At 71.8% G+C, this 23,411-nt stretch carries 9 protein-coding genes; all 9 read left to right on the top strand.

All coding sequences use genetic code 11. The features are described 5' to 3' along the window. The first annotated feature begins 93 nt into the window (after positions 1-93). The 9 genes from eccD (at position 94) to ACWCSV_RS11060 (ending at position 23,365) form a co-directional block, all read left to right on the top strand. On the top strand, positions 94-1,494 hold the full coding sequence (eccD, locus tag ACWCSV_RS11100; RefSeq protein ID WP_451140761.1) for a type VII secretion integral membrane protein EccD: 1,401 nt from the start codon (positions 94-96) through the stop codon (positions 1,492-1,494). A gap of 18 nt (positions 1,495-1,512) precedes the next feature. Further along, positions 1,513-3,105 (top strand): type VII secretion protein EccB, encoded by a 1,593-nt coding sequence (eccB, locus tag ACWCSV_RS11095; RefSeq protein ID WP_451140759.1) that lies wholly within the window; start codon positions 1,513-1,515, stop codon positions 3,103-3,105. Positions 3,106-3,239: 134 nt separating this feature from the next. Beyond that, positions 3,240-3,572 carry a hypothetical protein gene (locus ACWCSV_RS11090; RefSeq protein ID WP_327179805.1) on the top strand — a complete coding sequence of 111 codons (333 nt, stop codon included), beginning with the start codon at positions 3,240-3,242 and terminating at the stop codon, positions 3,570-3,572. Positions 3,573-3,742: 170 nt separating this feature from the next. Further along, positions 3,743-4,066, top strand: coding sequence for a WXG100 family type VII secretion target (locus tag ACWCSV_RS11085; protein WP_327179804.1), 324 nt, complete (start codon positions 3,743-3,745; stop codon positions 4,064-4,066). 86 nt (positions 4,067-4,152) lie between these two features. Then, on the top strand, positions 4,153-4,590 hold the full coding sequence (locus ACWCSV_RS11080) for a type VII secretion system-associated protein (protein ID WP_327179803.1): 438 nt from the start codon (positions 4,153-4,155) through the stop codon (positions 4,588-4,590). 77 nt (positions 4,591-4,667) lie between these two features. Beyond that, positions 4,668-7,802, top strand: coding sequence for an AAWKG family protein (locus ACWCSV_RS11075; RefSeq protein WP_451140756.1), 3,135 nt, complete (start codon positions 4,668-4,670; stop codon positions 7,800-7,802). A gap of 94 nt (positions 7,803-7,896) precedes the next feature. After that, on the top strand, positions 7,897-8,310 hold the full coding sequence (locus ACWCSV_RS11070; RefSeq protein ID WP_451140828.1) for a YbaB/EbfC family nucleoid-associated protein: 414 nt from the start codon (positions 7,897-7,899) through the stop codon (positions 8,308-8,310). A 3-nt stretch (positions 8,311-8,313) separates the two neighbouring features. Continuing rightward, the gene (locus ACWCSV_RS11065; protein WP_451140754.1) at positions 8,314-8,664 is read left to right on the top strand and encodes a hypothetical protein; all 351 of its coding nucleotides are present in this window, start codon (positions 8,314-8,316) and stop codon (positions 8,662-8,664) included. Between the two features lie 7 nt (positions 8,665-8,671). Continuing rightward, a complete protein-coding gene (locus ACWCSV_RS11060) occupies positions 8,672-23,365 on the top strand; it encodes a hypothetical protein (protein WP_451140752.1) in 14,694 nt (4,897 codons plus the stop codon). The last annotated feature ends 46 nt before the right edge of the window (positions 23,366-23,411 follow it).

Raw genomic sequence — 23,411 nt, 5'->3', positions numbered from 1 at the left:
TCAACTAGCGTGCACGAACGGCCCTTCGGGGTCCGTATCCGATCGACTCACGCGTCCCCCTCCGGCCACGCACTGGGAGAAGTGATCCCCCCGATGTCCGAAAGTTCCGTCGCGGGCCTCTGCCGCCTGACCGTGCGCGCACCGGCCCGAACCATCGACCTGGCCGTACCGGCCGACGTGCCGGTTGCCGACCTCCTGCCCACCGTGCTGCGCTACGCCGGTGAGGAAGTGGAGGAGAACGGCCTGGAACACGACGGCTGGGTCCTGCAACTCCTGGGCGGCAAACCACTGGACGAGGAGAGCACCCTGGGCGCTCTCGCTCTCAAGGACGGAGACGTCCTCCATCTGCGGCCGCACACCGACGCCTTGCCCGAAGTCCGTCTGGACGATCTGGTCGACGGCATCGCCGCCGTGACCCGGGACCGACTGCACGGGTGGACCCCGGAGGCCGGCCGACGGCTGTTGCGGGCCCTGATCGTCGTGGTGCTGGTCGTCGCGCTGCTGGTGCTGTGCTGGCCCGGCGGTTCCGCCGCGGTGCGCGCCGCTACCGCGGGGGCGGCGGGAATCGTCCTGCTCGCCGGTGCCGCGTCGGCGGGCCGTGCGGTCGGTGACGCCGCGACCGGCGCGACGCTCGCCTTCATGGCGGCCCCCTGCCTCGCGCTGGCGGGCTGGCTGCTGCCGGGTGGTGAGATCACCGGCCCGCAGGGCCATGAGGTGTTCGGCGCCCGGCTGCTCGCGGCAGGAGCCGCGTGGGCCGGGGGCGCCGTCCTCGGGCTGGCGATGGTGGCGGTGTACACGCCCCTGTTCCTCGCGTCCGCCGTGGTGGCACTCGCCTCGGCGGCCGCCGGTGCCCTGATGACTCTGCTGGACCTCGCCGTGGACGACTCCGCGAGCGCGGTCGCCGCCGTGGTGGTCCTCTTCGGCGGCTTCGTGCCTGCCCTCTCGTTCAAATTGGCGGGAATGCGCATGCCGGCCCTGCCGACCAACGCGCGGGAACTCCAGGAAGGGATCGAGCCTTACGGCGGTCCCGACGTGGCGACCCGGACAGAGCTCGCGAGCAAGTGGATGACCGCGCTCTACGCGGCGACCGGGGTGATCTGCGCGGGCTGTCTCGCGACGCTCGCCCTCAACCCCGACCTGTCGGAATCGCTGACGGCCGTGGCTCTCTCCCTTCTCCTCCTGATGCACGGGCGGGGCATGGTGAACGTCCGCCAGCGCCTGACTCTCGTGGTGCCCGGCGCCTGGGGAGCGGCTCTTCTGACGCTCTCCCTGGCGGGCAGCGCCCCGTCGTCCGACCGCCCTCTGCTGGTGATCGGACTGATGGCCCTGGCGGCGGCCCTCGCCATCGCGACCTGGACCGTCCCCGGGCGCCGGATGGTCCCCTACTGGGGGCGGGCGGCAGAGCTGCTGCACTCGCTGCTCGCGATCGGTCTGCTCCCCCTGACGCTCTGGGTCCTGGGCGTCTTCGGCGCGCTGCGTGCCCTCACCGGCTGAGCCAGGAAGCAGGCGACGATGCAATCGAAGCGCGATCAGGCGCAGGCCCACTCCTTCATCATGGGGCGGCTCACTTCCGGGATGCTGCTAGCCGATCCGGACGCCGCCGAGAGCCCGTTGGGGCGCACCACCCGGGGAGCGGTGATCGGACTGGTCATCGCCGTGCTGCTGTCCGCGGGCGCGGTGGTGTTCGGTCTCATCTCCCCCGGGGGGAAGGACTCGTGGCGCAGCGGCGACACCTTGATCGTGAACAGGGAGACGGGCGCCCGGTATCTCTTCATCGGCGGGCGGCTGCGGCCGGTGCGCAACTACTCCTCCGCCCTGCTGATCGGCGGTGCCGGCCTGGCCACCACGAGTGTGGGAACGGCTTCGCTGCGGGACACCCCCGTGGGGGCCACGGTGGGCATCTCCGGGGCGCCCGACACGGTGCCCGGCACCGGTGAGCTGGAGACCGGCGCCTGGCAGGTGTGTTCCGCGGTGAAGGCGGAGACCGGCCCCGCGGGGGTACGCCGGGACCAGGCCGTGACGGCCGTCGTCACCGGGGCTCCGGTGGAGGGCGCGCCGCTCGGCGAGGGTTCGGCCGTGGTGGTGCGTGGCCCCGACGAGGCGATGTACCTGGTGTGGCAGGGCAGTCGGCTGCGGCTCGATGCGAAGTCGGGCGCGGTCCTCTCCCTCGGCTACGGATCGGTGACGCCCCGCCCTGTGTCGGCGGCCTTCCTGGACGCCCTGGTGGCGGGTCCCGACCTCGCTCCCCGGGCCGTGCCGGGGCTGGGTTCCGCCGGGCCTTCGCTGGGCGGTTCGGCGACCAGGGTGGGCCAGGTCTTCACCGTGCGGGTGCCCGGTTCCGGGACCCAGCAGTACCAGCTCCGGTCCGAGGGACTCGTGCCGCTGACGACCACGGGGACGGCTCTCGTCCTGGGCGATCCGGCCACCCGGGAGAAGGCGTACGGGGGTGGTTCTCCGGCGGCCCGGCAGATCGGCGCCGACGTCCTCGGCGACCACCAGGCGCCTGCCACGGCGAGCAGGGGCGCATCGGTCGAGGGGCTGCCGGACAGTCCGCCGAAGGCGGTTTCCGTGGCGGACCGGTCCGCGGTCTGCACCCGGGTGAGCACCCACGCGGGGGCCACCCGGGTCACGTCGGCCGTGGTGCCGGTGGACTCGCTGACGCCCGTCGCGCAGGGCACCTCGGACCGGGTATCGGCACCGTGCCTGGCGGTGGACGCGGTCGTCGCCCGGCCCGGTCACGGGGTTCTGGTGAGGGTCCTGGGAGCGGCGGGCGGCCGGGTCGGCAACACGACGTATCTGGTGGGTGACGACGGCATCAAGTACCGCGTGGCCGACCAAGCGGCACTCGACGCCCTGGGATACGGCGACGTGGCGGCTGAGGATCTGCCCTCACCGCTGCTCGCGATGCTGGCGACCGGCCCTGATCTCAGTACGGCGGCCGCTTCCGGCGGCGCCGCACCGCTCACCGCGGCCTCCTGCGGGGACGCGGATCCGGCCACTGCCGGCCTCCAGGACGGCGCAAGGCAAGGGGAACAGCCCGAGGACAACCGGAACTGGCTGAATTCCGCCGTCACAGCGCCGTCGGACGGAGTCGGTTTCACGTGAACGACATATGTATGAGGTGGAGTTGTCGCTACCTCAACAGAAGCTCTGGCATTCGAGGTTCTGTTGCACAGTCAACTTGCTGAACTCTAGTCTCCACGAATCGGATTGACACCGAGCATCGAAGAGGTGGACCCATGGCAGGACAGCAGTCCAGTGAACAGTCGACCCGCAACGGCATCCAGGCCCTGGAGAGCGCCTTCAGCGGCATTCTCAAGTCACGCCAGGACGTCGACGCCACCCGCGCCACTCTGTCGAGCGGCTACCAGGGCAGCGACGGCGGCCAGTTCGGCCAGTTGCTCAAGCAGTGGGACGACCAGGCCAACGTGATCCTGCGGAACCTGGAGGACATGGTCGACAAGCTGAACCAGAGCCTGGTGCAGCACAACAAGACCCAGGGCTCTTCGAACGACTCGATCAACCAGGCTTACTCGCAGTCGCAGTCGGCTTTCGACCAGCTCGCCGGCTGAAGCCCGGGGGCTTCGTCCGGACCGGGCTGGGCCAGGGAGCGGGGCCGGGCGCCGACCGACGACAACGCCGCGAGGTGTGCCACAGGCACGCGGGCCCAGCATGATCCGACGAGAGGCCCTGGGCCCGGAGTCCGTACTCACACCATCCCTCCGAACGAGAGAAGACTTCCGTGCCCGACAACCTGACCGACGGTTACATCTACGTCGACTACAACCACATGAACAACGCCGCCGACGACATGGTCCAGCAGACGAAGGCCATCGCGAACACGCTGTCCTCACTCGAAGCGGAACTCGGCGAGCTCATCAAGACGTGGTACGGCACCGACGCCGACACCTACCGCCAGAAGCAGGCGGCCTGGGACGGCGCGGTGAAGAACATGGAGACCCTGCTCACCTCGCACTCCGGGCTGCTGACGGACATCTCCGACAGCTACAAGTACAGCGAGAACTCGCTGACCCAGATGTGGTCCGAGGTCACCATCGGCCGCTGACGCGGCTCAGGGCCGGGCGGCACCCGGCCGGACCGGGCCGCCCGGCCCGCACCTTCCGGACGCAGGACACTCAGCAGGAGGACGTCATGGCAGATCTCACCCATCTGGACTCGGCCGGTCTTCAGCGGTTCAAGGACATCGACGTCGCGGACTTCATCGCCGATCTCAAGGCCATCGGCAAGGACGAGGCAGGTGTCCGGGCGTTGCACAGCATCGTGAAGGGCATCACCACGCCCGAGCACATCGACGAGAACCCCGTGCTCGCGATCGGGCTGATGGCCGGCGACGAAACCGTGAGCGGCTCCAGTCTGGTGACGGTGGTCAAGACGGCGGCCGAGGCTATCGACGAGATCTTCGACGCCCAGGGCACCCTCTTCGCGGACATCGACAGGGACTTGGGCGAGACGATCAGAACGCTGCTCAAGACGCAGGGAACCTCGCTCACCTCCATCGACGGTGAGAAGTTGCTGGACATCTTCTCCGACGTCGACACGGACCTGGGCGGCGGTTCCACGGAGGCCTGACCCGGGCCGTACGCCTGCGGGACGCGCCCGTCCCCGCCCTTCCTGCCCGCACCCCCACCATCCGCGGAGTTCTCGCCATGCCGGCCAACTACGACACCGACGACTACTGGGGCAAGGCCGTCACCCTCTTCACCGGGTACGGCGTTCCCAGCCGAAAAGGGCTCTTCGAGAAGCTGAGCAGCAAGGAGGGCATTCCACTGTTCCGGATGGACATCCAGGACACCGGTATGCGCGCGGTCACCGCGAACGACTTCTCCGCCCTCAGCGGCTGGATGACGCACTCGGGCGAGGACTACGACCTCACCTTCTACAACGCGGGCGGGGACGGCAGCCACAGCGGGGTGTCGATGCGGCGGGCCCGCATCGTCTTCATCGGCGTACCGACGGACGCGAACGGCCAGGCGCGGCTGCTGGAGCAGGGAGAGACCATGGCCGGCGGTGAGTTCACCGGCCACTACGGCGACGAGTGGGACTTCGGCCCGCTGGGCCAGTACGTCAGCGGGTCGAAGGGGGCCCTGGACGAACTGCTCGACACCCGTTCGAGCCGGGGTTTCTCGTACAGCGGGCTGGCGGTGCTCAACAACGAGGCCGTCGACCTCGACTCGTTCGAGCGGACGGGCCGTGCCTTCGACCGGGCGCTGGGGTTCTTCAACGAGCACGCGACTGCCCTCGCGCAGTGGGAGACCTCCCTGGGCGGCGACCAGTCCGCATGGCGGGGCAAGGCCGCGGGACTCTTCTGGCACCTGGTGCACCAACTGCACAAGAACTACGACAGTTACGTCGAGCAGATGGGCGGAGCCACGTACACCGGCACCCACACCAGCCCCACGGGCTACGTGCCGAAGTCCCGGCTGAGCGACGCGCTGATCTCGGCGCAGAAGACGCTGATCGACGAGGCCACCAACCTGCGCAACGCGTGGACGACCTGGGCGAACACGCGGGAACACGACCCGCACCGGTCGGTGCTGGAAATCCTCGACCAGGTCTCGGCGTGGGTGCTGGAGAACAACATCCCGCACATCCAGCAGCACACCTCCGGGGGCTACTACTCGACGACCGTCACCTACTCGTCGACGGCCGCGTTCAAGCAGAACCACCCGGTCTACGGCGATCTCAACGACACGGCGAACTGGAAGAAGATCGGCGAGGCCGCCGTCAAGCGGTGGAACGACTACATCGAGGCGCAGCTCATCCCGGTGGCGACGACGGCGTTGACCAACGTGAACAACGCCTGGATCGACGTGCAGGACGCCTTCGACGAACCGCTGAAGACGAAGGACACCTCGACGCTGTCCGAGGAGTACCAGAAGGACGAGGCCGACCTCGCGCGGGAGGAGGCCGAGAACAACAGCAACACCTTGAACGACACCCTCAACAATCTGGGGAACGGGCTGGGCGACAACTTCGACAACCTCAACGACAACCTGAACAAGAACCTGAACGACATCAACGACGGGCTCAACGAGAACCTGAACGACGTCACCAGCGGGCTCAACGACAGCCTGAACGGTCTCGGGGACGGGCTGGGCGACGGGCTCAGCAAGGGCCTGAACGACATCAACGACGGGTTGGGAGAGTCCGTCGACAACCTCAACAGCGGGCTCGACGGAATCAACGACGGGCTGAACGAGGCCGTCAGTGGTCTCGACGACGGCCTGGGCGGACTGGGCGGCGATCCGGGCACCGGGGGCCTCGGAACCGACACCACGACCGATCTCAACGGCCTCACCGGCCCGAACCTGGAGGGGCTGACCGGGGGGCTGAACCTGCCGGGGCTGACCTCGCCGTCGAAGAACGACGGGAAGACCTCGGATCTCAACGGCGGGCTCGGCCTCGACGCCCTGACCAACCCGGACGGCAGCACCACCCAGTTGAACGCGGACGGTTCGCTGACGACGACCTACCCGGACGGGACGGTCCAGAAGGTCGACCCGGCCGCGGGAACGGTCACGACCACCTCGCCGGACGGCACCGTCACCACCAGCGACCTGAACACCGGTGTCGGCTTCACCAACCCCGACGGCAGCGTCACCACCCTCAACCCCGACGGCACCCTCACCACGACGCGGCCGGACGGCACCGTTCAGAATCTCGATCCGGACACCGGAGCCGTCTCCACCACCGCGCCCGACGGGACCGTCACCCAGAGCACGCTCCATCCGCACACGGGTGCGTTCACCACGGCCGACGGCAACACCGCCCAGCTGAACCCCGACGGCTCACTGGCGACGACCTACCCGGACGGGACGGTCCAGAAGATCGACCCGGCCACCGGAACGGTCACGACCACCGCACCCGACGGCACCGTCACCACCAGCCACCTGAACAGCGGTGTCGGCTTCACCAACCCCGACGGCAGCGTCACCACCCTCAACCCCGACGGCACCCTCACCACGACGTATCCGGACGGGACCAAGGAGATCCTCGACCCCGGCACCGGTGCTCTCACCACCACCGCGCCGAACGGGACCAGCACGACGACGGATCTCAACGGTTCGTCACCGGGCGGCGGTCTGGATCTGGACTTCCCCGACATCCCGACCACGGGGTCGAGCTCGCTGAACGGCTCGTCGGGGCCGGGGACGGCGGGCTCCTCCTTCGATTCGCTCACCTCGCTGAACCATGACGGGCTCTCCTCGGGCGGTCTCTCCTCAGGGGGGCTTTCCTCGGGCGGTCTTTCCCCGGGCGGCAGCGGTTCCCTCCTGGACGACTCCGCGGCCTACGAGGACTACGACAGCACTCCGTACACCGGAGGCGCACTGGGGGCTCCCGGGGGCTCCTCGGGAGTACTCGCGGCCGCCGCCGAGGGGTCCTCCGGATCGTCGGGGTCGCCCAGCGGTGTCCCGTTGAACCCGTCCGGCATGGGCGGTGGCATGGGCGGCGGAGGTATGGGCGGGATGGGCGGCGGAGGCGGCGGCGGCTCCTCCGAACGCGTGCGCAATGTGCTGTCCGAGACCGGCGGCGCCGTCAGCAGGCGCGCGTCGGGGTCCCGGGCGCGCGGGGCCGTAGCGGACGAGGACGAGGAGATCCGTGTCACCCGGGGCGGTACGGCGACGAGTTCCAGCCCCTTCTACCCCGGCGGCGGGGGCGGCGGCGCTCAGGCCGGTCAGTCCACCGAGAGCGGTGACCGGGCGCGCAACAGCTGGGTCGCCGAGGACGAGGACGTCTGGGGCACCGACGAAGGGGGCTCGCCCGCGGTGATCGGACGATGAGGCGTACGAACCCGATCGGGAAGGCGGTTCATGGCGTGGCCGGGACGGAGGTCCAGCGGTGAAGGAGTCGATCGAGCAGCGGCTCGCGCAGGCGATGGCCGAACTGGCGGCGACCGAGGCCGCGGTGGCGCGGGCCGAGTCGGAACTGAGCGGGGCCAGCTGCACCGTGCGGTCGCAGGACCGCTCCGTGGAGGTGACGGTCACCGCGCAGGGCGATCTGCAGGCGCTGAAGTTCCTCGACGGGAAGTACCGCACGATGGCGGCCTCGCAGCTCGCGGTGAGTGTCCTGGAGACGGTCCAGGAGGCGAGGGCGCAGATGGCCCGCCGCGTGATGCGGACGTTCGAGCCGTTCACCGCGGCCAGTTCCGGAGTACCGGAACTGACGGGAGTGGACGTCGACTGGAACAGGATATTCGGGCCGGGGGTGCTGGAAGGACCGCGGGCCGAGGAGGGAAGGCCCTCGGCACGCCGGCTCCGGGACGAGATCAGCGACGACGCGGAGGACTGAGCGATGCCCGAAGGAAACGCCTACTTCGCCGAGCCGGGAAGGCTCCAGGCGGGTTCTCGACAGATCGACCAGATCAGCGCCTTGGCGCGGGAGATCGTGCACGACTTCGTCTCCTCGGTGAACCTCACGCGGGACTGGCCCGGCACGGACGACAGTTACGCGAAGGAGGTACTGCCGCAGGAGCGGAAGGAGCGCAAGGCGGCGGTGGAGACGGGCGTGGCGCTCTCCGACGCCATCGTCGGAGTGGCGGACGGCACCCTGGCGAACCTGGGCAACATCCTCTCCACGCAGTCGGGCGTTCTCGACTCGATCCACAGGTCCTCCGGCAGCGGCTCCCACGGCGGAAAGCACTGATCTCCCGATGTCCATCCAGGTCTCGCCCCAGCTGAACAATCTGCTCTTCGTGCTCATCGGCGAGCGGATGCTCCAAGCGGACGAGGACAAGGCCTACGCGAGCCACGAGCCGTACCACCGCTTGGGCAAGCGGGTCGTGGACCTGTCCGACCTGATCGAGCAGTCCGTGGCCGGGGTGGGACGGGCCCTGCCGCCACAGGTCGGTGACAACTACGTCCGCGCGATGCACCTGTTCGTGGACCAGGGCGGTACGAACCACCTCAAGGAGTTCGCCGGGCAGCTGGACACGATCGCCCAGGGCAGGATCAAGAGCTCCATGGACATCATGGAGTCCAAGTGGCAGATCATCGCGGAGCTGGTGCGGCTCCTCATAGAACTGGCCGTCATCCTCGCTCTGTCGGTCTTCACGGGTGGTTCGGCGTCGAGCCAGGTCGCCGTGGCGAAGGCGCGCAGCCGGGTCGCGATCCTGACCGCGCTGGACACTCTGCTCAAGCGCACCCACCTGCTGCCGAGCCTCTCCGAGGCTTTCCAGGAGGCCTTCCAGACGTTCGCGGTGCGGCTGGCGATGATGACTCTCGCCCCGGCGGGCCGGCGCCCCGACGGGTTCGACTGGGGGCAGATCTTCAAGGACGGCGCGTTCGGCGCGCTGGCCGGGGCCTTCCACGGCCTGTTCTCGTCGGTGACGAACAACTTCGGGAAGGCGTTCAGGAACGTCTTCGACAATCCCGGCGGCAATCCCTTCAACAAGAATCTTTCGGACATCACCACGAAGGTCACCAACCCGCCGAAGACGAAGACGAAGAACATGCTCGACGGAGCCGCGGACGCCGGCGACGACTTCCTCGTCTCCGGAGCGTCGGAGGCGGTCGCGGAGATCTTCGTCGGCGGGCTCTTCGACGGCAAGTGGACGACCAGTTGGGACACCTTCCTCGGTTCAGGCATCAGTTCGGTGGTGGAGAAGGGGATCGAGGACGGTACGGAGAAGTTCGGCAACTCGCTGGGCGAGGGGCTGGGGTTCAAGAACATCGAGGTCGACACGGTCGGCACCGGCGACGGTGACCGCGACACCACCGGCAACGGCGACCGCGCCCCCCGAACGGACACGCGGCCGGACTCCGGAGGCCGACCGGAGACCGTCGGAGGCGTCGGAGGCGTCGGAGGCGTCGGAGGCGTCGGAGGGAACAGTGACACCGGCGCGGTTCGCCCGGACCGAGGCGTGCGGACACCCGGTCGTGCGCGGACGAGCGACGGGCCCTCCGTACTCACGCAGGACGACGCGGACACGCGCACGCTCCCGGATACCGGTGCCGGCACCGGCACCGGCACCGGCGGGAACGGCGGCATTCCGTCAAGCACGCTTACCGGAGTCCGCGGCACGCCCGCACCCGCCCCGACGCGCGGCGCGCCACTGCCCGCGGTGGGGGGCGACGCGCCCGCCGCGTCCGGCGGTGGCGCCAAGGGCGGCAGGCCGAGCGGTGCACCGCTCCCCGCCGGAGCCTCGGACCCGAAGTCCTCGAACACAGGAGCTTCGGACCCGGACGACCCGGACGCGGAAGCTCCGGACACGCAGGTCCGGAACACGGAGACCAAGGCCGGGATCGAGGTCGATGCCGGTGTCCCACCGAACGGGTCCGGTACGGGGACGACGGACGACCGACCGGACGCCGCCGACCGGCCCGCGCCCTCCGCCGCGCCCACCACGGCCGCCGGCTCGCCTCGTCCGTCCACCGGATCCACCCAGCCGGTGCCGGGAACCACGGAGGACTCTCCGGTCCAGGATGCCGCCTTCGAAGACGGCAACGGATCCGGCCCCGGGACCGAGCCCCTCCCCGGCTTGGACAGGCCGTCGTCCGCCGCTGCCGGCCGGCAGACGGGCGTGGCCCCGGCCACCCCGGCATCCCCCGCATCCCCGTCCGCAGCCACGGGCCCTGCCCCGGACATGGACCGGGACCGGAACGTGGACCGGGGGGACGTGGACCCGGACCGGAACCTGGACCCGGGGGACCTGGACCGGGACCTGGACCGGGGGGACGTGGAGCGGAACGTGGCAGCGGAAGCCGCCCCGGCCGCTGTTCCCCTCGGGATCTCCCCCGTCACAGCCCCGTCGGCCCCCGGATGGAACGAGGCCAGGGCCGCGGTGCCCCCGGTGGGGCGGCAGCACACCTGGGTCGACCCGGTTTCCGCGCCGCCGTCCCGCGACGGTTCGGGTACCACCCAGTACGTCGTCCACTCGGGCTTCGACGTGCGCCGCTTCGTCCACGAGGGCGTACCGGTCACGGACCTCACCGTGGAGGTCGCCCTGACCGGCGCCGAGGGCCTCCCGTCCCAGGCCCGGGAGGACATGTGGCAGCGCATGGCCGAGGGGGTGGAACGGGTCTTCAACGCCCCTGGGCACCTGCTGCCCAACGGCGACAAGCTGCACGTCAGCGTGGTGCCCGCCGATCCCCGGGGCGGCGCACACCTGGAAGTGTCCGTCAGGAATCCGGTCCCGGACCTGGCGATGTCGCAGCACACCTGGCTGCTCGACGCGACGGAGAACGACCTCGCCCACGAGATCGGGCACCAGCTCGGTCTGCGCGACGAGTCCCCGGACACCTCGGCGCCGCACCGCCCCGACGTGCCGGGCAGCCTGATGGGGCGGTACGACCGGCCGGCCACCGAGGCCCTGCAATCCGCGGGGGTGGCGGGGCCCGAGGACCTCGGTTCCGATGCCGGGAGTTACGTCCAGGCCGGACTGCGTCCCCGCCACCTCGCCCTCCTGGGCGCCCTCATCGGCGAGGTGCCCCCGCCCGGCCCGACCCTGACCGGCGACGGTTCCCTTCCCACGCGGATCCCGCCCCGTGCCACCGGCGAGCGACGTGCTCCGGATCTCACCCTCGGAGCCGACCCGCGTGCCCCGCGCCCGGTCGACGGCCCCCTCGACGGGACGACCCCAGCCCCGGCCCACGGGCAGCCGGCGACCACGAGCTCCCCCCTTCCGTCGTTCCTCGCGACCGCCCCGACCTCCACGACCGCTTCGGTTGCGTCGCCCGTCCCGGACGGACAGCCCGGACCGGACGTCCCGAAGGCCGGGGAAACCGTCTCAGCCGCGGTGCCACCGGAAAGCGCGGTGCCGGGGACTCCGGAGTTCGCGGAAGAGCCGGAGTTCACGAAGGCCCCGGGCGGCCCGTCGGACAGCCGCACGGCACCGGAGACCCGGGAGAGTCCCGAGTCCCCCAAGTTCCCCGAGACCCCCGAGATCCCCGAGACCCCCGAGATCCCCGAGATCCCCGAGATCCCCGAGATCCCCGAGATCCCCGAGATCAAGGATCTCGTGGCGCCCGGGAAGTCCGTTCCCCCGCCCCCGCCTCCCTCCACCTATGTGAGCGACTACGGGTCGCGTCACGACGGCGTCGTCGGGCTGGTCCAGGTGGAGCCGCTGCCCGCCGCGGTCGTGGACGGGGTGCACCGCCAGATCCTGCGGTCGCTCGGCGTGGTCGCACCGGCCGACGGGCACCCGGTACTGACACGGCTCCAGGACGTACTGAGCGCCGAGCAGATGGCGATCAACCTTCCCTATCTGCTCTCCAGCGCCGGCCACCGCGTCACCGTCGACGTCGCGGGGCGCGGCCGTACGGTGGACGTACGGCTGGGTCTGAGCGATCCGGCGAGGTCCGGGCGCAGCGGGCGGCTGGATCCGGCCGACCCCGACGTCCGGGTGGAGCGCCGGGGGCAGGGTGGTCAGGAGACCGCCGACACCGCGACATCGGGCACGTACCGCACGGTCCCGGTTCCTTGGTCGGGGTCGTTCCCGATCCTGGCGGCGGGCGCCGCGCGGGCCGTCAACGTGTCCCCGTCCCTCTCCCTGACCCACAACCAGTACTCGTCCTCGACGACCGTGACGCACGCCGTGCAGTCGACGACCGCGCAACGCAGCAACGAGCTCTCACAGGCGTACGAGTTCACCTCCGGCTGGGAGGTCCGGGTCGACACCCCGCGTCTGGCTCCGGGCGACACCTGGGGCCCGCCGGAGCGGCACGGACCGGTCACGGTCTGGTTCCCGGAGCACCTGGCGGTCGACGACACCTCGGGCAACCCGCTGCCCGCTCCGGCGCGTCTGGACGATCTTCCGGTGTGGGGCGTGGACGCGGTCTCCGAGCCGCAACGGCTGCTGGAGGAGGCACGTGAGGTCTTCCGTGCGGAGCTCGCGGGGCTGTCGTCCACGTCGGTCCAGGAGCTGGAGACCTTCCTCTCCGAACCCACCCTGCGCGGCACGCTTCCCCTGCAGCGGCGCGGCGGTCTGTACTCGCCCGTTCTGCTCGACTCCTCCGGCCGGGCCATCGGCATGTTCAAGCTGACCACGACGGCCGTTCCCGGCACCCCCACCCGCAGGAGTGTGGACACCAAGATCAATCTGGAGAGCCATGTCGTCCAGACGGTGAAGGTGGACGGTCAGGCGAAGTTCACCAGCGGTGTCGCGCTGAACGTCAGCGTCGGTCCGTCGCTCACCCAGGACACGTCCCGGGGTCATGCCGCGGCGGCCGCGGTCGTGGGCGGCAGTGTCGTGGGCAAGGGTGGGGCGACCTGGCAGACGAGCGAATCGCTGTCCAGCGGCGGCACCGCCGCGATCATGCACGCCGTGCGGAGCAACCGGAGCCATCTGCTCACGCCCGCCACCGTCACCCACACCCTGACGCTGGTGCGGCCCGGTGGCGGCGAGGTGCCCCACACGTTCGCCCCCTGGGCCGGGGGGATGCAGCTGCGCGTCCTCACCGCCGAGGACGCGCAGGGCACCGTACCGGATGCCGCGGCGCGGCGCGCGCTGCCGTCCGAGCTGGAGAACCTGCAGGGCATCGGCATCACCGCGACCCCGTTGGAGGTGACCGGCACGGAGGCGCTGTTCCAGCAGGCCGAGCGGTGGCTGCGCACCGAAGGCTATCTCCCGGCGGCCACCCACGGACGGAGCAGGGTTCTGCCGGACGAGGCACTGGTACAGGACCAGTTGTCGAATCTCCGGCGCTTCGAGCAGGCCCGCTCGGAGATCGGGCAGCGCGCCGCCACCGACGCCATGGTCGAGGGTGGCCACTCCCTGTGGCTGGACCGGCCCACCCCGACCGGGACCCGCCGGGTCCAGCTGCGGCTGTCGGCCGTACGCGACACGCGTCCGGAGGCGGTGTCCCGGCACGTCCGGACGCTGCCCCACATCCAGGGCATCGGACTGGCGACGCTGGGCGTCCCCGGCACCGAACAGCAGGCGACCGGATACGGTCTCTCGGCCGGTTTCGGTGCCGGGGTCAATTTCCCCGCCGGGTCGAACGGCTGGACCCTGGGGGGTGCGGGCGACTACCTCTTCTCGTGGCAGGCCGGCCACGCGGCGACCGTGGGCGCGGGCGTGGGCCACGACCAGTTGTTCATCAGCTCCGGGCAGTCGAGCGAACGTTTCGAGATCCCCGCCCGGTTCTCCCTGGACCTGTACGGCGAATCGGGCGACGTTCCGCGTGTGCGGTTCGCCGAGCTGACCGCGGGAGCGGAGCATGCCGGTCCCCCGCCGGTCTCGGTGGCCGGTCACATCACCCTCTCGGTGCCGCACCACCGCACGCTGGCCGTCCCCGAGGGCGAGGAGACCCGGCGGACTCCTCCGGCACCGGCCGCCGTCATCCGCCCGCCGCGCACCGCCCCCGGTGCCGGCAACGACGCGGACCTGCTCGCCATGTCCGGGCCCGACGGCACTCCCTTGCCGTCGGTGGTGCGCCTCCCGGACGACGCTCTGGTGGATGTGGTGCGCGGGTCCGGTGCCCTGAGGGACGCCTTCCGTCAGGTCGCGGCCGGGCCGCCGGCCGCACCGGACGACGGTGGTGTGCTGCCGCTCCACAACCCGCCGCCCGCCGCGCCGCACGCGCCGGGCGTGGTGGCCTCCGTGACCCGCCTGGTGTCGGAGTCGCTGGCCGGGCAGAGTCCCACCGACCCCACCACGGTCGCGCACGAGGTGCTGCTCGCGGCGACGGCACCGGGTACCCTCACCGCGCGCGCCCACCAGATCTTCAAGAGCGGGTACGTGATCGAGGGCATCACCCTGCCGGGTCTCGGCGCCGACCAGGAGTACTCGGTCGAGATCCGCGGATACCTCCACCACCCCAGGCTCATGCACGGCGCGAGGCAGTACCTGGAGACGGGCCTCAGCTCCAACGACACGGCGACCCAGGCGCAAACCGTCTCCACGAGCCACCGGCTGGGGTTCACCGGCACCGCCTCCCAGGGCACCAAGCCCACCGCCTCGCCGGAACCGTCGTCCGACTCCACCGCCTCGCAGGGGAAGCCGTCGCCCGAAGCCTCCGCGACGCGGGAGAAGCCGGACCGGCCCGACCGGTTCGGCCCGTCCGGCGCGTACGGCTGGACCGCGAAGTCGGACACCGCGGACTCCCTCGGGTCGGCAACCGCCGTGAACCGTACGGCGACCGAGAGCGGGCAGCAGCACCGGATCGGCGCCGACGCGACGTATCTGGTGACCGTTCGCCGGGGCACCCGCAACGCGGTCGGAAACACCTTCGGTGTGGGCAGTGGTACGGACGTCACGCTGGCGGTGGACGTCCCCCGGGCAGTGCAGTTTCTCGTGACGGACCATCAACTCCGCCGCGATGAGCGGTGGTTCAGGGGAATGGACGATGCACCGGAGCAGCCCGCTCCGCCGGTGGCGAGCCTCCGGCTGCCGGAGCACTACACGCGCACCGGCGAACTGGGCCTGGCCGGAGTCCTCTCGGTCACCCAGCTCGACGGGACGGGGAGCGTCGCACCCCCCGGAAGCGGGCCCGGCCGGGCATCCGATTCCTCCGGGCAGGGCGACGGTACGGACGCCACGCCGGCCGACCCCTTGGACGGGCCCGAGCGGCGTGACCGGCTTCGGGAGGAGCTGACCGCCCTGATCGAGCGGGAGGCGCCGGGATCCACCAGGCCGGGCCACGCCTCCTACCTGCCGGGAGTCCGGGCACGGATCGCCGACTACACCTCGCCGAGCGCCCTGCGCGCGCTGCCCGGGCGGGGACCCGCCGGGACCCAGCGGTTCCACTTCCGCCATGTCGCTCTGGGCGGTGCGCGACTGGTGGAGGTCACCCTCACCGCTCGTCCCCGCCCGGCCCCGGAGCAGCGGGCGACGGTGCGGGGCACCCCGGCCGGTGCGGGCACGGGCCTGGAGCAGTACCACGCGCACACGGCCGCCGCGACCAGCCACAGCGCGGCTTCGACGAGGCAGCACGCGGTGACGCTCAACCCGACGACGCAGTACCCCCGCCCCGAGTCGGACACGAGGACGGACCGCGCCGGGCCCTCGCTGACGGCGAGCAGTACCCGCACGCAGACGGCGAAGGCCACCGAATCCGCCGAGAACCGCTTCTGGCTGAGGACGGACAGCGCGGCGGACTTCGAGGTCGGGTACGACTACACCGCCACGGTCCGCTCCGCTCCCGTCGTCGACTGGCCCCTCAACTACTTCGGCGGAGTGCTGGAGAACGGGCTGATCTCGTTCAGCGACGAGGACGCCGGCCTCGGTACGTGGATCACCAGGACCCTGACCGGCCGGCCCGAGAGCTCGGTGCGGGTCCCGGCGCGGCTGGCACTGCGGTTCACCGGCAGCGAGACGACGGCGGACGACCGGGTCGCGCAGGCTCCGCCGCCGCCCGCCCTGTCGGCGGACGACCCCGCGGGCACCGGGCCGTTCCTCCCGGAGAACCGGATCGTCCCGACCGGCCCGGCCCCGGTGTTCGGATTCGACGCCTGGGAGCAGCTCGTCGACGCGATCGACGCCGTGGCCCCCGACCAGGCCGCGTCCTTCCGCGCGCAGACGGTGTCGACGTCGGGAGAGGCGACCGCCGTACGGATCGGCGAACTGGTCCAGGCGGGCGAGATGGCGCTGGACTGGCCGCGCACCACGGGAGGCCTCACCGAGTCGATGCCGGGCGCGTGGCCCACCCGTACCGGGCCGTCCGGAGTACCGGTGCTCTCCGTCTCGCTGCACAACCCCCGCTCGACCAGCGACGGCGGGGACGTGACGCTCGACCGTCTGCGGGTGGACGCCGTCTCCGCCGGCTCCTCCCTGAGCAGCGGCACCACCGGCGGGGTGTCGTTCCAGGGGACGTACAGCGCGGACGATCCGAACCGTGATCTGGTGGGCACCACCGTTCCCGTCCTGGTCCAGCAGCCCCAGGGGCAGGGCAACGCGTCGGCCGTCGGCGGTGGGCGCCGCGAGTGGCTGAAGATCGGGAGCACCTCCCTTCCCACCGACGGCAGGGGTACCCGCACGTACGCCGTGCTCGCCGACACCCACATCACCGTGCACGGACCGGACGGCACACGCCATGTGACCGGGACGACGACCCTGCGCGTCCAGGAACGCGACGTCCTCGGTCACGGCATCACCCCGCCGCGCCCCCGGCCGCACGTGTACGACCTGCCCGCGATGCTCGCCGATCAGGACGCCGCAGATCTGCGCGACTGGTCCCGCCACCCGGTCACGGACCTGCCGGCCGTGCTGCGGAGGGGAATCGAGGCGGACGACTCCGCGCAGCTGTGGCTCGCGCTGGGTCCGGATCCGGACGGGGGCAGGCTGGGACGCGCCCTGTTCGTGGCGTCGCGTACCGCCGCACTCGCGGGGAAGCCGGTCGAGCTGATGATCCGGACCGGCGACGCGCTGCGGCACTGGGGTTTCGGCGCGGACGGGGCGCTCACGAACGGCCCCGGCGTGGACCCGGCCGTGGGGCGGGCCTGGCAGGCCTTCGGCAATCAGGCGGTCTCGCTGTCGGAGGCCTCCCACGACCAGCGCGAGGCTCGGCTGCACGAACTGGAACTGCGGCCGAGGCAGGCGGAAGCCCACCGGCTGCTGGCCGACGCGGCGGACACCCTGACCGCCCGGGAGCTCACCGCCGGCACCGACCGTGAGAACCTCCGGACCGCGCGGGAGGAAGCCGAGAGGCGCGCGGAAGCGGTGTCGGGCGCCGAACGCGACCGGACGCGCTGGGCGGAGGCCCGGTCCCGTCTGAGCGGATCCGTGCCGGAGCTGCGGGAACGGATCGCCTCCGACGAGCGCACGGAAGTGGTGCTGACCACCGAGGTCATCACCGTGGAGGCCGAACTCGGCAGGATCGAAAGGGCGTTGGAGGCCGCCAGGGAAAAGGACGGCACCGGTGAAGTGGTCGCGTCCGAGGTGGGGACGCCCGCCGGGGCGGCCTCGCCGGAAGGGCCCTCCTCCCCCACCCCGAACGCGCCCGGAGAAAGCAGCGGCCCATCGGAGAGGACCACCTCACCGGAGAGGACCGCCTCGCTGGAAGGGAGCGCGGAGAAGGCGCGTCTGCGCATCGCTCAGGCCCGTGCGCGGCTCCGGGAGGTCCGCGACGGACTCACGGAGGACCGCAGGACGCTCGCCGAGCAGACCGCCGCGCTCGACACCGCCCGGGCGGAACTGACCCGGGCGAGGGACCGGCTCGCGGCCGCCCGGCCCCGGGCCGCGGAGGCCCGGAGCGAGGCGGAGGCCCGCGAGAGGGGTCTCCGGGAGACGGAGAGCGAGGTGGCGAAGGCCGCCGCGCTCCGCGACGAGGCGTTGGTCGGCCGGGACTCGCTCGACCGGCAGGTGGCGGCGGCGCTGCGGGAGCAGAGCCGTCTGGCCGATGTCCGGACGGCGGCGGCCGGCAGGCTGCCCGCGCTCGCCACCGCACTGGACGAGGAGCGGAACCGTGCCGGGGTGGGAACGATCCCCACCCCGCTCAGCTCCCTGGCATCGACTCCGGCCCGTCGCCCGGGCCGTGACGCCCCTCCCCCGGCCCCCCGGGCGGTCCGCGACGCGCCCGCCCCGAGCGTCGTTCCGATCGTGAGCGAGGCGACGTCGAAGCCGGCCGGGAAGCGGAAGGCCCCTTCGGCGGACGGGAGTACGCACGCCGGAGTCGAAAACGAGGGAGCGGGAGGCGAACGGGCGAAGGGCGGGAAGGCGCAGGACACGAAGGGGAAGGGGAAAGCCGCCAAGGGCGCGGGCACCGCCCCGGGCGACGGCACGGCGACGGGGGAGGACACCGGTGGGAGCGGTGCGTCCAGGCGCCCCCGCGGCCGGCCGGTCAGCACACTGGCCAACGGCGAGTGCCTCCTGTACGCGTTCGTGGGAAGCGATCCGCAGCTCGTGCGCGACAGCCTCCCCGCCCTGTCCGGGCGGGCCGCCCAGTGGCTGGGCGATCCGGCTCGCGTACGCGGGGACCTCCGGCGGATCGCGGAGTCCTACTCCCCGCGGGCACCCGCCCTGCCGGTCCATCCTCACGCGCATCTGGTCGTCGCGGCGCTGCGCGACCACGTGGAGCGGTATCTCGTCACGGCGGACGCGGAAGGCAGACTGCCCGCCCGGATCATCGGCCAACTGCGCAGGACCCGCACGGCCGCGTTCACCGGGGATCTGCGGTCGATGCGCCGTCCCCGGCTGCTGGAACTGCTGGAAGAGCTCGGGGTGGATGCCGTCACCCATCCCGCCACCTTCGAGGCCGAGGAGCTCCACGCCCGGTTCCGGACGTCCCTGGACAGCCCCGCCGACGACGAGAGCGCGCCGCCGCCCCCTGGGGGGGACACCGTGACGGACCAGCAGATGCTGGACCACCTCGCGGCGCGGGGTCTGCTGCCCGCCCCGGACGAGCTGGACGACGCGGAGTTGCGACGCCTGCTGAGCGCTTCCTATCCGCTGAGCGAGGCGCCCCTCTCGCGCGAGGAGTTCTCCGCCGCCCTCGCGACGGTGCAGAACTGGAGGCAGCGCTGGGACACCCCGCAGGGCGAGCTGCTCCTGCCGCTGCTCGCGCACGCGGTCGGTGTGGAGACATGGACCGCGCGGATCCCGGAAGGGGGCGGGGAGCCGACCGCCTTCCCGACCGCGGGGCCGGAGGGTGCCGCTCGCCGGGTGGAACTGTTCTACAGCGGCCTCAACCACTACAGCGCGAGCGACGCGGGCCCGCCACCCGCCGCCTCCGGGGCCACGCCCCCGCAGCATCCGACGTCCAAGGCGCCTCGTCCCCGGGCCACTTCGGAGCTCCCGGGTGCCGACGGAGTCGAGGGCCGTGACCACGACGGTCCGCCCGCCCGCAGGGTCTCCTCGCCCGTCACCCGTGACACCTGGGCCCACCGCCGTGAGAGCGCGCCGGCGGGGCGGCTCCACACCGAACGCTTCGACCCTGCCGCGGATCCACTGTCGGCACCACCGCGGCCGGGCACGCTGGGCGGTGCGATGACGCTCATCCGGGCGTCCGTGCGGCGTGTCCAGGCCGAGAACGGCCAGTGGGTACGGGATTTCACGGTCTCGCTGCCCATCGCGCCCGCGCCCGGCATCGGCGCCGGGCGGCTCGCCGAGTTCCGCGACCGGTTGGGGGGCGTCCTGGACCGGTACGTCAACACCGGCTACGCGCTGCCCGAATCCGGCGATCAGCTCCACGTGGGGATCGAACTGACCGAGGCACCGGGCCACGACGAGCACATCACCCTCACCGACGGTCCGGAACCGGGCGACGCGGATCAGCGCACCTGGGACCTGGGGCACCCGGACTCGGTTCTCCTGCACGAGGTGCTCCACTACCTGGGGCTCCCCGACGAACAGCGCGACGCGGGGTTCCTCTTCCGGATCGACGACCACGCGCACGCCGTGCACACCTCGGGAGTCATGGCGAGCACCGGGCCCGTCGGAGAACTCCCCGAGCGGTATCTCGCGGTCATCGAGCAGGTGGCCGCGTCCGGTCCGGTCGTCCGTGACCACCGGTGGGACGCCCCGCCCACCACCCCTACGGCTGCCCCGGACGACGAAGGCCCGCGGTCCGGGACCACCGACTGGCCCGTGTCCCGGGCTCCGTTCGACAGCCAGGAGGACCTGCCCTCGGGTCTCGTGTTCGACGCGGACTTCCTGTTCGACGCGGACGACGCGGACGGTGCCGGCGACGCGGACGGCGGGTCCGCGCGGAGCGTGGACGCGGCGGGGACGGCGCCCGACGCCCTGCGGTTCTCTCTGGATTCGCTGCTCCGCGGCAATGCCGTGGCCGGTCCGAGCACCGGTCCCGGCACGCTGGCCGGTGGCGGGGCGGCGGCCGGTCGCCGCGACCGGTACGCCGCGTGGCGTGCCCGGCCGCACGTCGTGACGGCCGCGGACTACCAGGTGAACACCGCCGCCCCCGGCGACGATCCGCTCTTTCGCATGCTGTATCCGCCGTCCGGTCCGGAGCTCCAGCCCCTGGCCGGCGACGGAAGTCCGGACGACCCGATGATGGCGTTGCCCCGGGAGGAGGAGCACGTCATCGCCGATCCGGACCTCAGGGTCTCCAACGACCGTACGCTGGCGATCATCGGAGCGGGCGGGCACGCACAGGAGGCGTACGCGACCCAGGCCGTCATCAGCCGGGCGGTGACCCGTCTGCGGGCCGCGGGCAGTGGCGTCTCGCTGGTCACCGACGGCGCGTCCCTCACGGTCCGGACCGGGGAGGGCCCCGTCACCCTGCTGCGGGTGCGGCCGGTGTTCGAGGGCGGGCGACTGCCCGTGGAGATCTGCCGCGACTTCTCGGCGAGCGTCCTCGGCGGCCCGCACTCGTACACGGTGTTCCGCGATCCCACGACCGGGGTCACGGCTCCGGTGCGGATGAACGCCGAGGACGAGATGGAGCTGACCGGCACGCACCTGCTCGCCGAGGCGATGGCGACGGCCGCCACGGATGCGGCGGAGGCGGCCGGTACCGGTCCCGAGTGGGCCGCCCGGCAGATGGGCCGGGACCCCCGTACGAAGGGTGGGCGGCCTCCTTGGTTCCTGCCGGGCGAGGCGTACGGCGGGGCACTGCGGCTCGACGGCCCCGATCCGGACCGTTTGCGTGCGGTCACGGACGTGGCACGGCGCATCGGCGTGAACCAGTTCGCCTGGGCGGCCGTCGGGGAGGGGTACGTCGTTCAGTCCATCGGCTCGCCGGACGCGAGCGGCGGATTCGGGCTGGAGGTGAATCACGCGAAACCGGGCGACACCAGGTATTCCATGCCGTTCGGGTACCACTTCGCCTCCGTCGTACTGGAGAGCGAGGACGGCAGCTCCCAGGTGACCCTGGAGAACTTCGCCCGTCGCCGGCATATCCAGACCTCCGTCTACTCGGCCATCGAAGCGGGACTGCGCGGTCACGGGGCCCAGTTGGAGGCTCTGCTGGGCCAGGTGGAGCAGCGGATCGCCGCTTCGCCCGCCGATCAGGCCCAGCATCGCCGCCTCGAAGGGATGCGCCGCTACATCGACGCCCTGATCCGGGTGCGGGACGGACGCGCGGAGGTGAACAGGCTGGAGGCCGCGCAACCGCCGGACAGTGATCCCTCGGACGAACTGGCCATGGCCCGCCGGACGGTGGACATGGCGGAGAAGTCCGCGGGGCTGCACATCATCCAGCTGCCGCCCACGATGGATGCCCGGCGGTGGTGGCACATGAAGATGTACTCGCGCAGGCCCGGTGAGACCTTCCACGAGTACAACGCGTCCTTGCTGCCCGACGACCCGGGCGCGATCTCGGCGGTCTTCGACCCGCTGACGCTGGTCGTCCTCGGCCAGGAGACACCGGCCTCGCGCGACCTGGAGTTCACCGAGGGCGACAAGGACCTCGACGGCACGGCGGGTTACCGCGTCGCGGGGGCGACCCGCGAGGTGGCCCGGCTGAGCCTGTGGAACGAGGAGTACGGTCTGCGGCCCCCGGTCGTGACCCTCACGGGATACGGGAACGGCACCAGGATTCCGGGCTTCGACCGGGCACGGCGGGCCCGGGAGACGGCCGGCGAACGGGTGGCCGTGACCGCTGCGGAGTTCGAACGGGTGCTGAACGAGAGCCTGGGACGCCTGCTGTCGGAGCCGCCGTCCGACGAACGTTCCCGGGCACTGGTGGAGTTGCAGCGTGAGGCGGCCGGTCTCGACCTGCCGGCCGGCGATCCCGGAACGGTGGCCGGGGTCGCGCGCCGGGTCGTCGCCGCTCGCAGGCGGCGGGTCACGCTGAGCGTGGACGCGGGACGTGACCCCGGCACGAGTGGATCGGTCCCGCCTTCCGCCGCGTTCGCCACCCCCGGCGCGTGGGAGCCTCCGGCCCCGCCGACGCCTCCCGTCGTGCCGCCGTGGGACGGCGGCTCACCGACCGGGCCGGCCACCCCGGTGGACGGGTGGCCGGAGCCCTCCGCCGACGACCGGGACTTCTCACAAGCGCTGTGGGAAGGGCTGCGTGCGACGGCACCGGCGATGATCTGGGCGGACGGGGTCGCGGAATCCTTCGGGTTCGGCTGGCTGGTGGCGGAGGACGTGCGGGGGGCGCTCGCGGACTGGGCCCGCGATCAGCTCCAGGTGAACAGCACCGCCTACGGAACGTCCCTGCCCGAGGGGGACGACCTCGTCTCGCTCGACGAACTCGACGCCGTGGGCGTCGCTCTGACGTCCGGCATGCGGGCCCAGGCCGTCCTCATGGGCGGCCGCCTCACCGTGGAGGAGGCCGCCCTGGACGATGCCCAGAGGATCGACGTGCTGCTGAACCGCGCATCCTCGCGGGCGTACGCGGACACCCTCACCGCCCTGGTCGCCGAGGGTCTCGCCCTCGGCATCGAGATCGTCGGCCCGGGCTCCGAACGCCGGGCCTTCGGGCCCCGGAGCGGTGATCCTCTCCGTATCCGTTTCGACGGCGCCACCTATACGGTCCAGCTTCCCGATCCTGTGCGGGAGGAATGAGCCGGAACGCGCCGGCGGGAGAGCCGGTACCCCTTCGCGCCGCATG

It is taken from the genome of Streptomyces sp. NPDC001770 (assembly GCF_053596135.1).
This window is presented reverse-complemented; position numbering and strand designations above follow the sequence as displayed.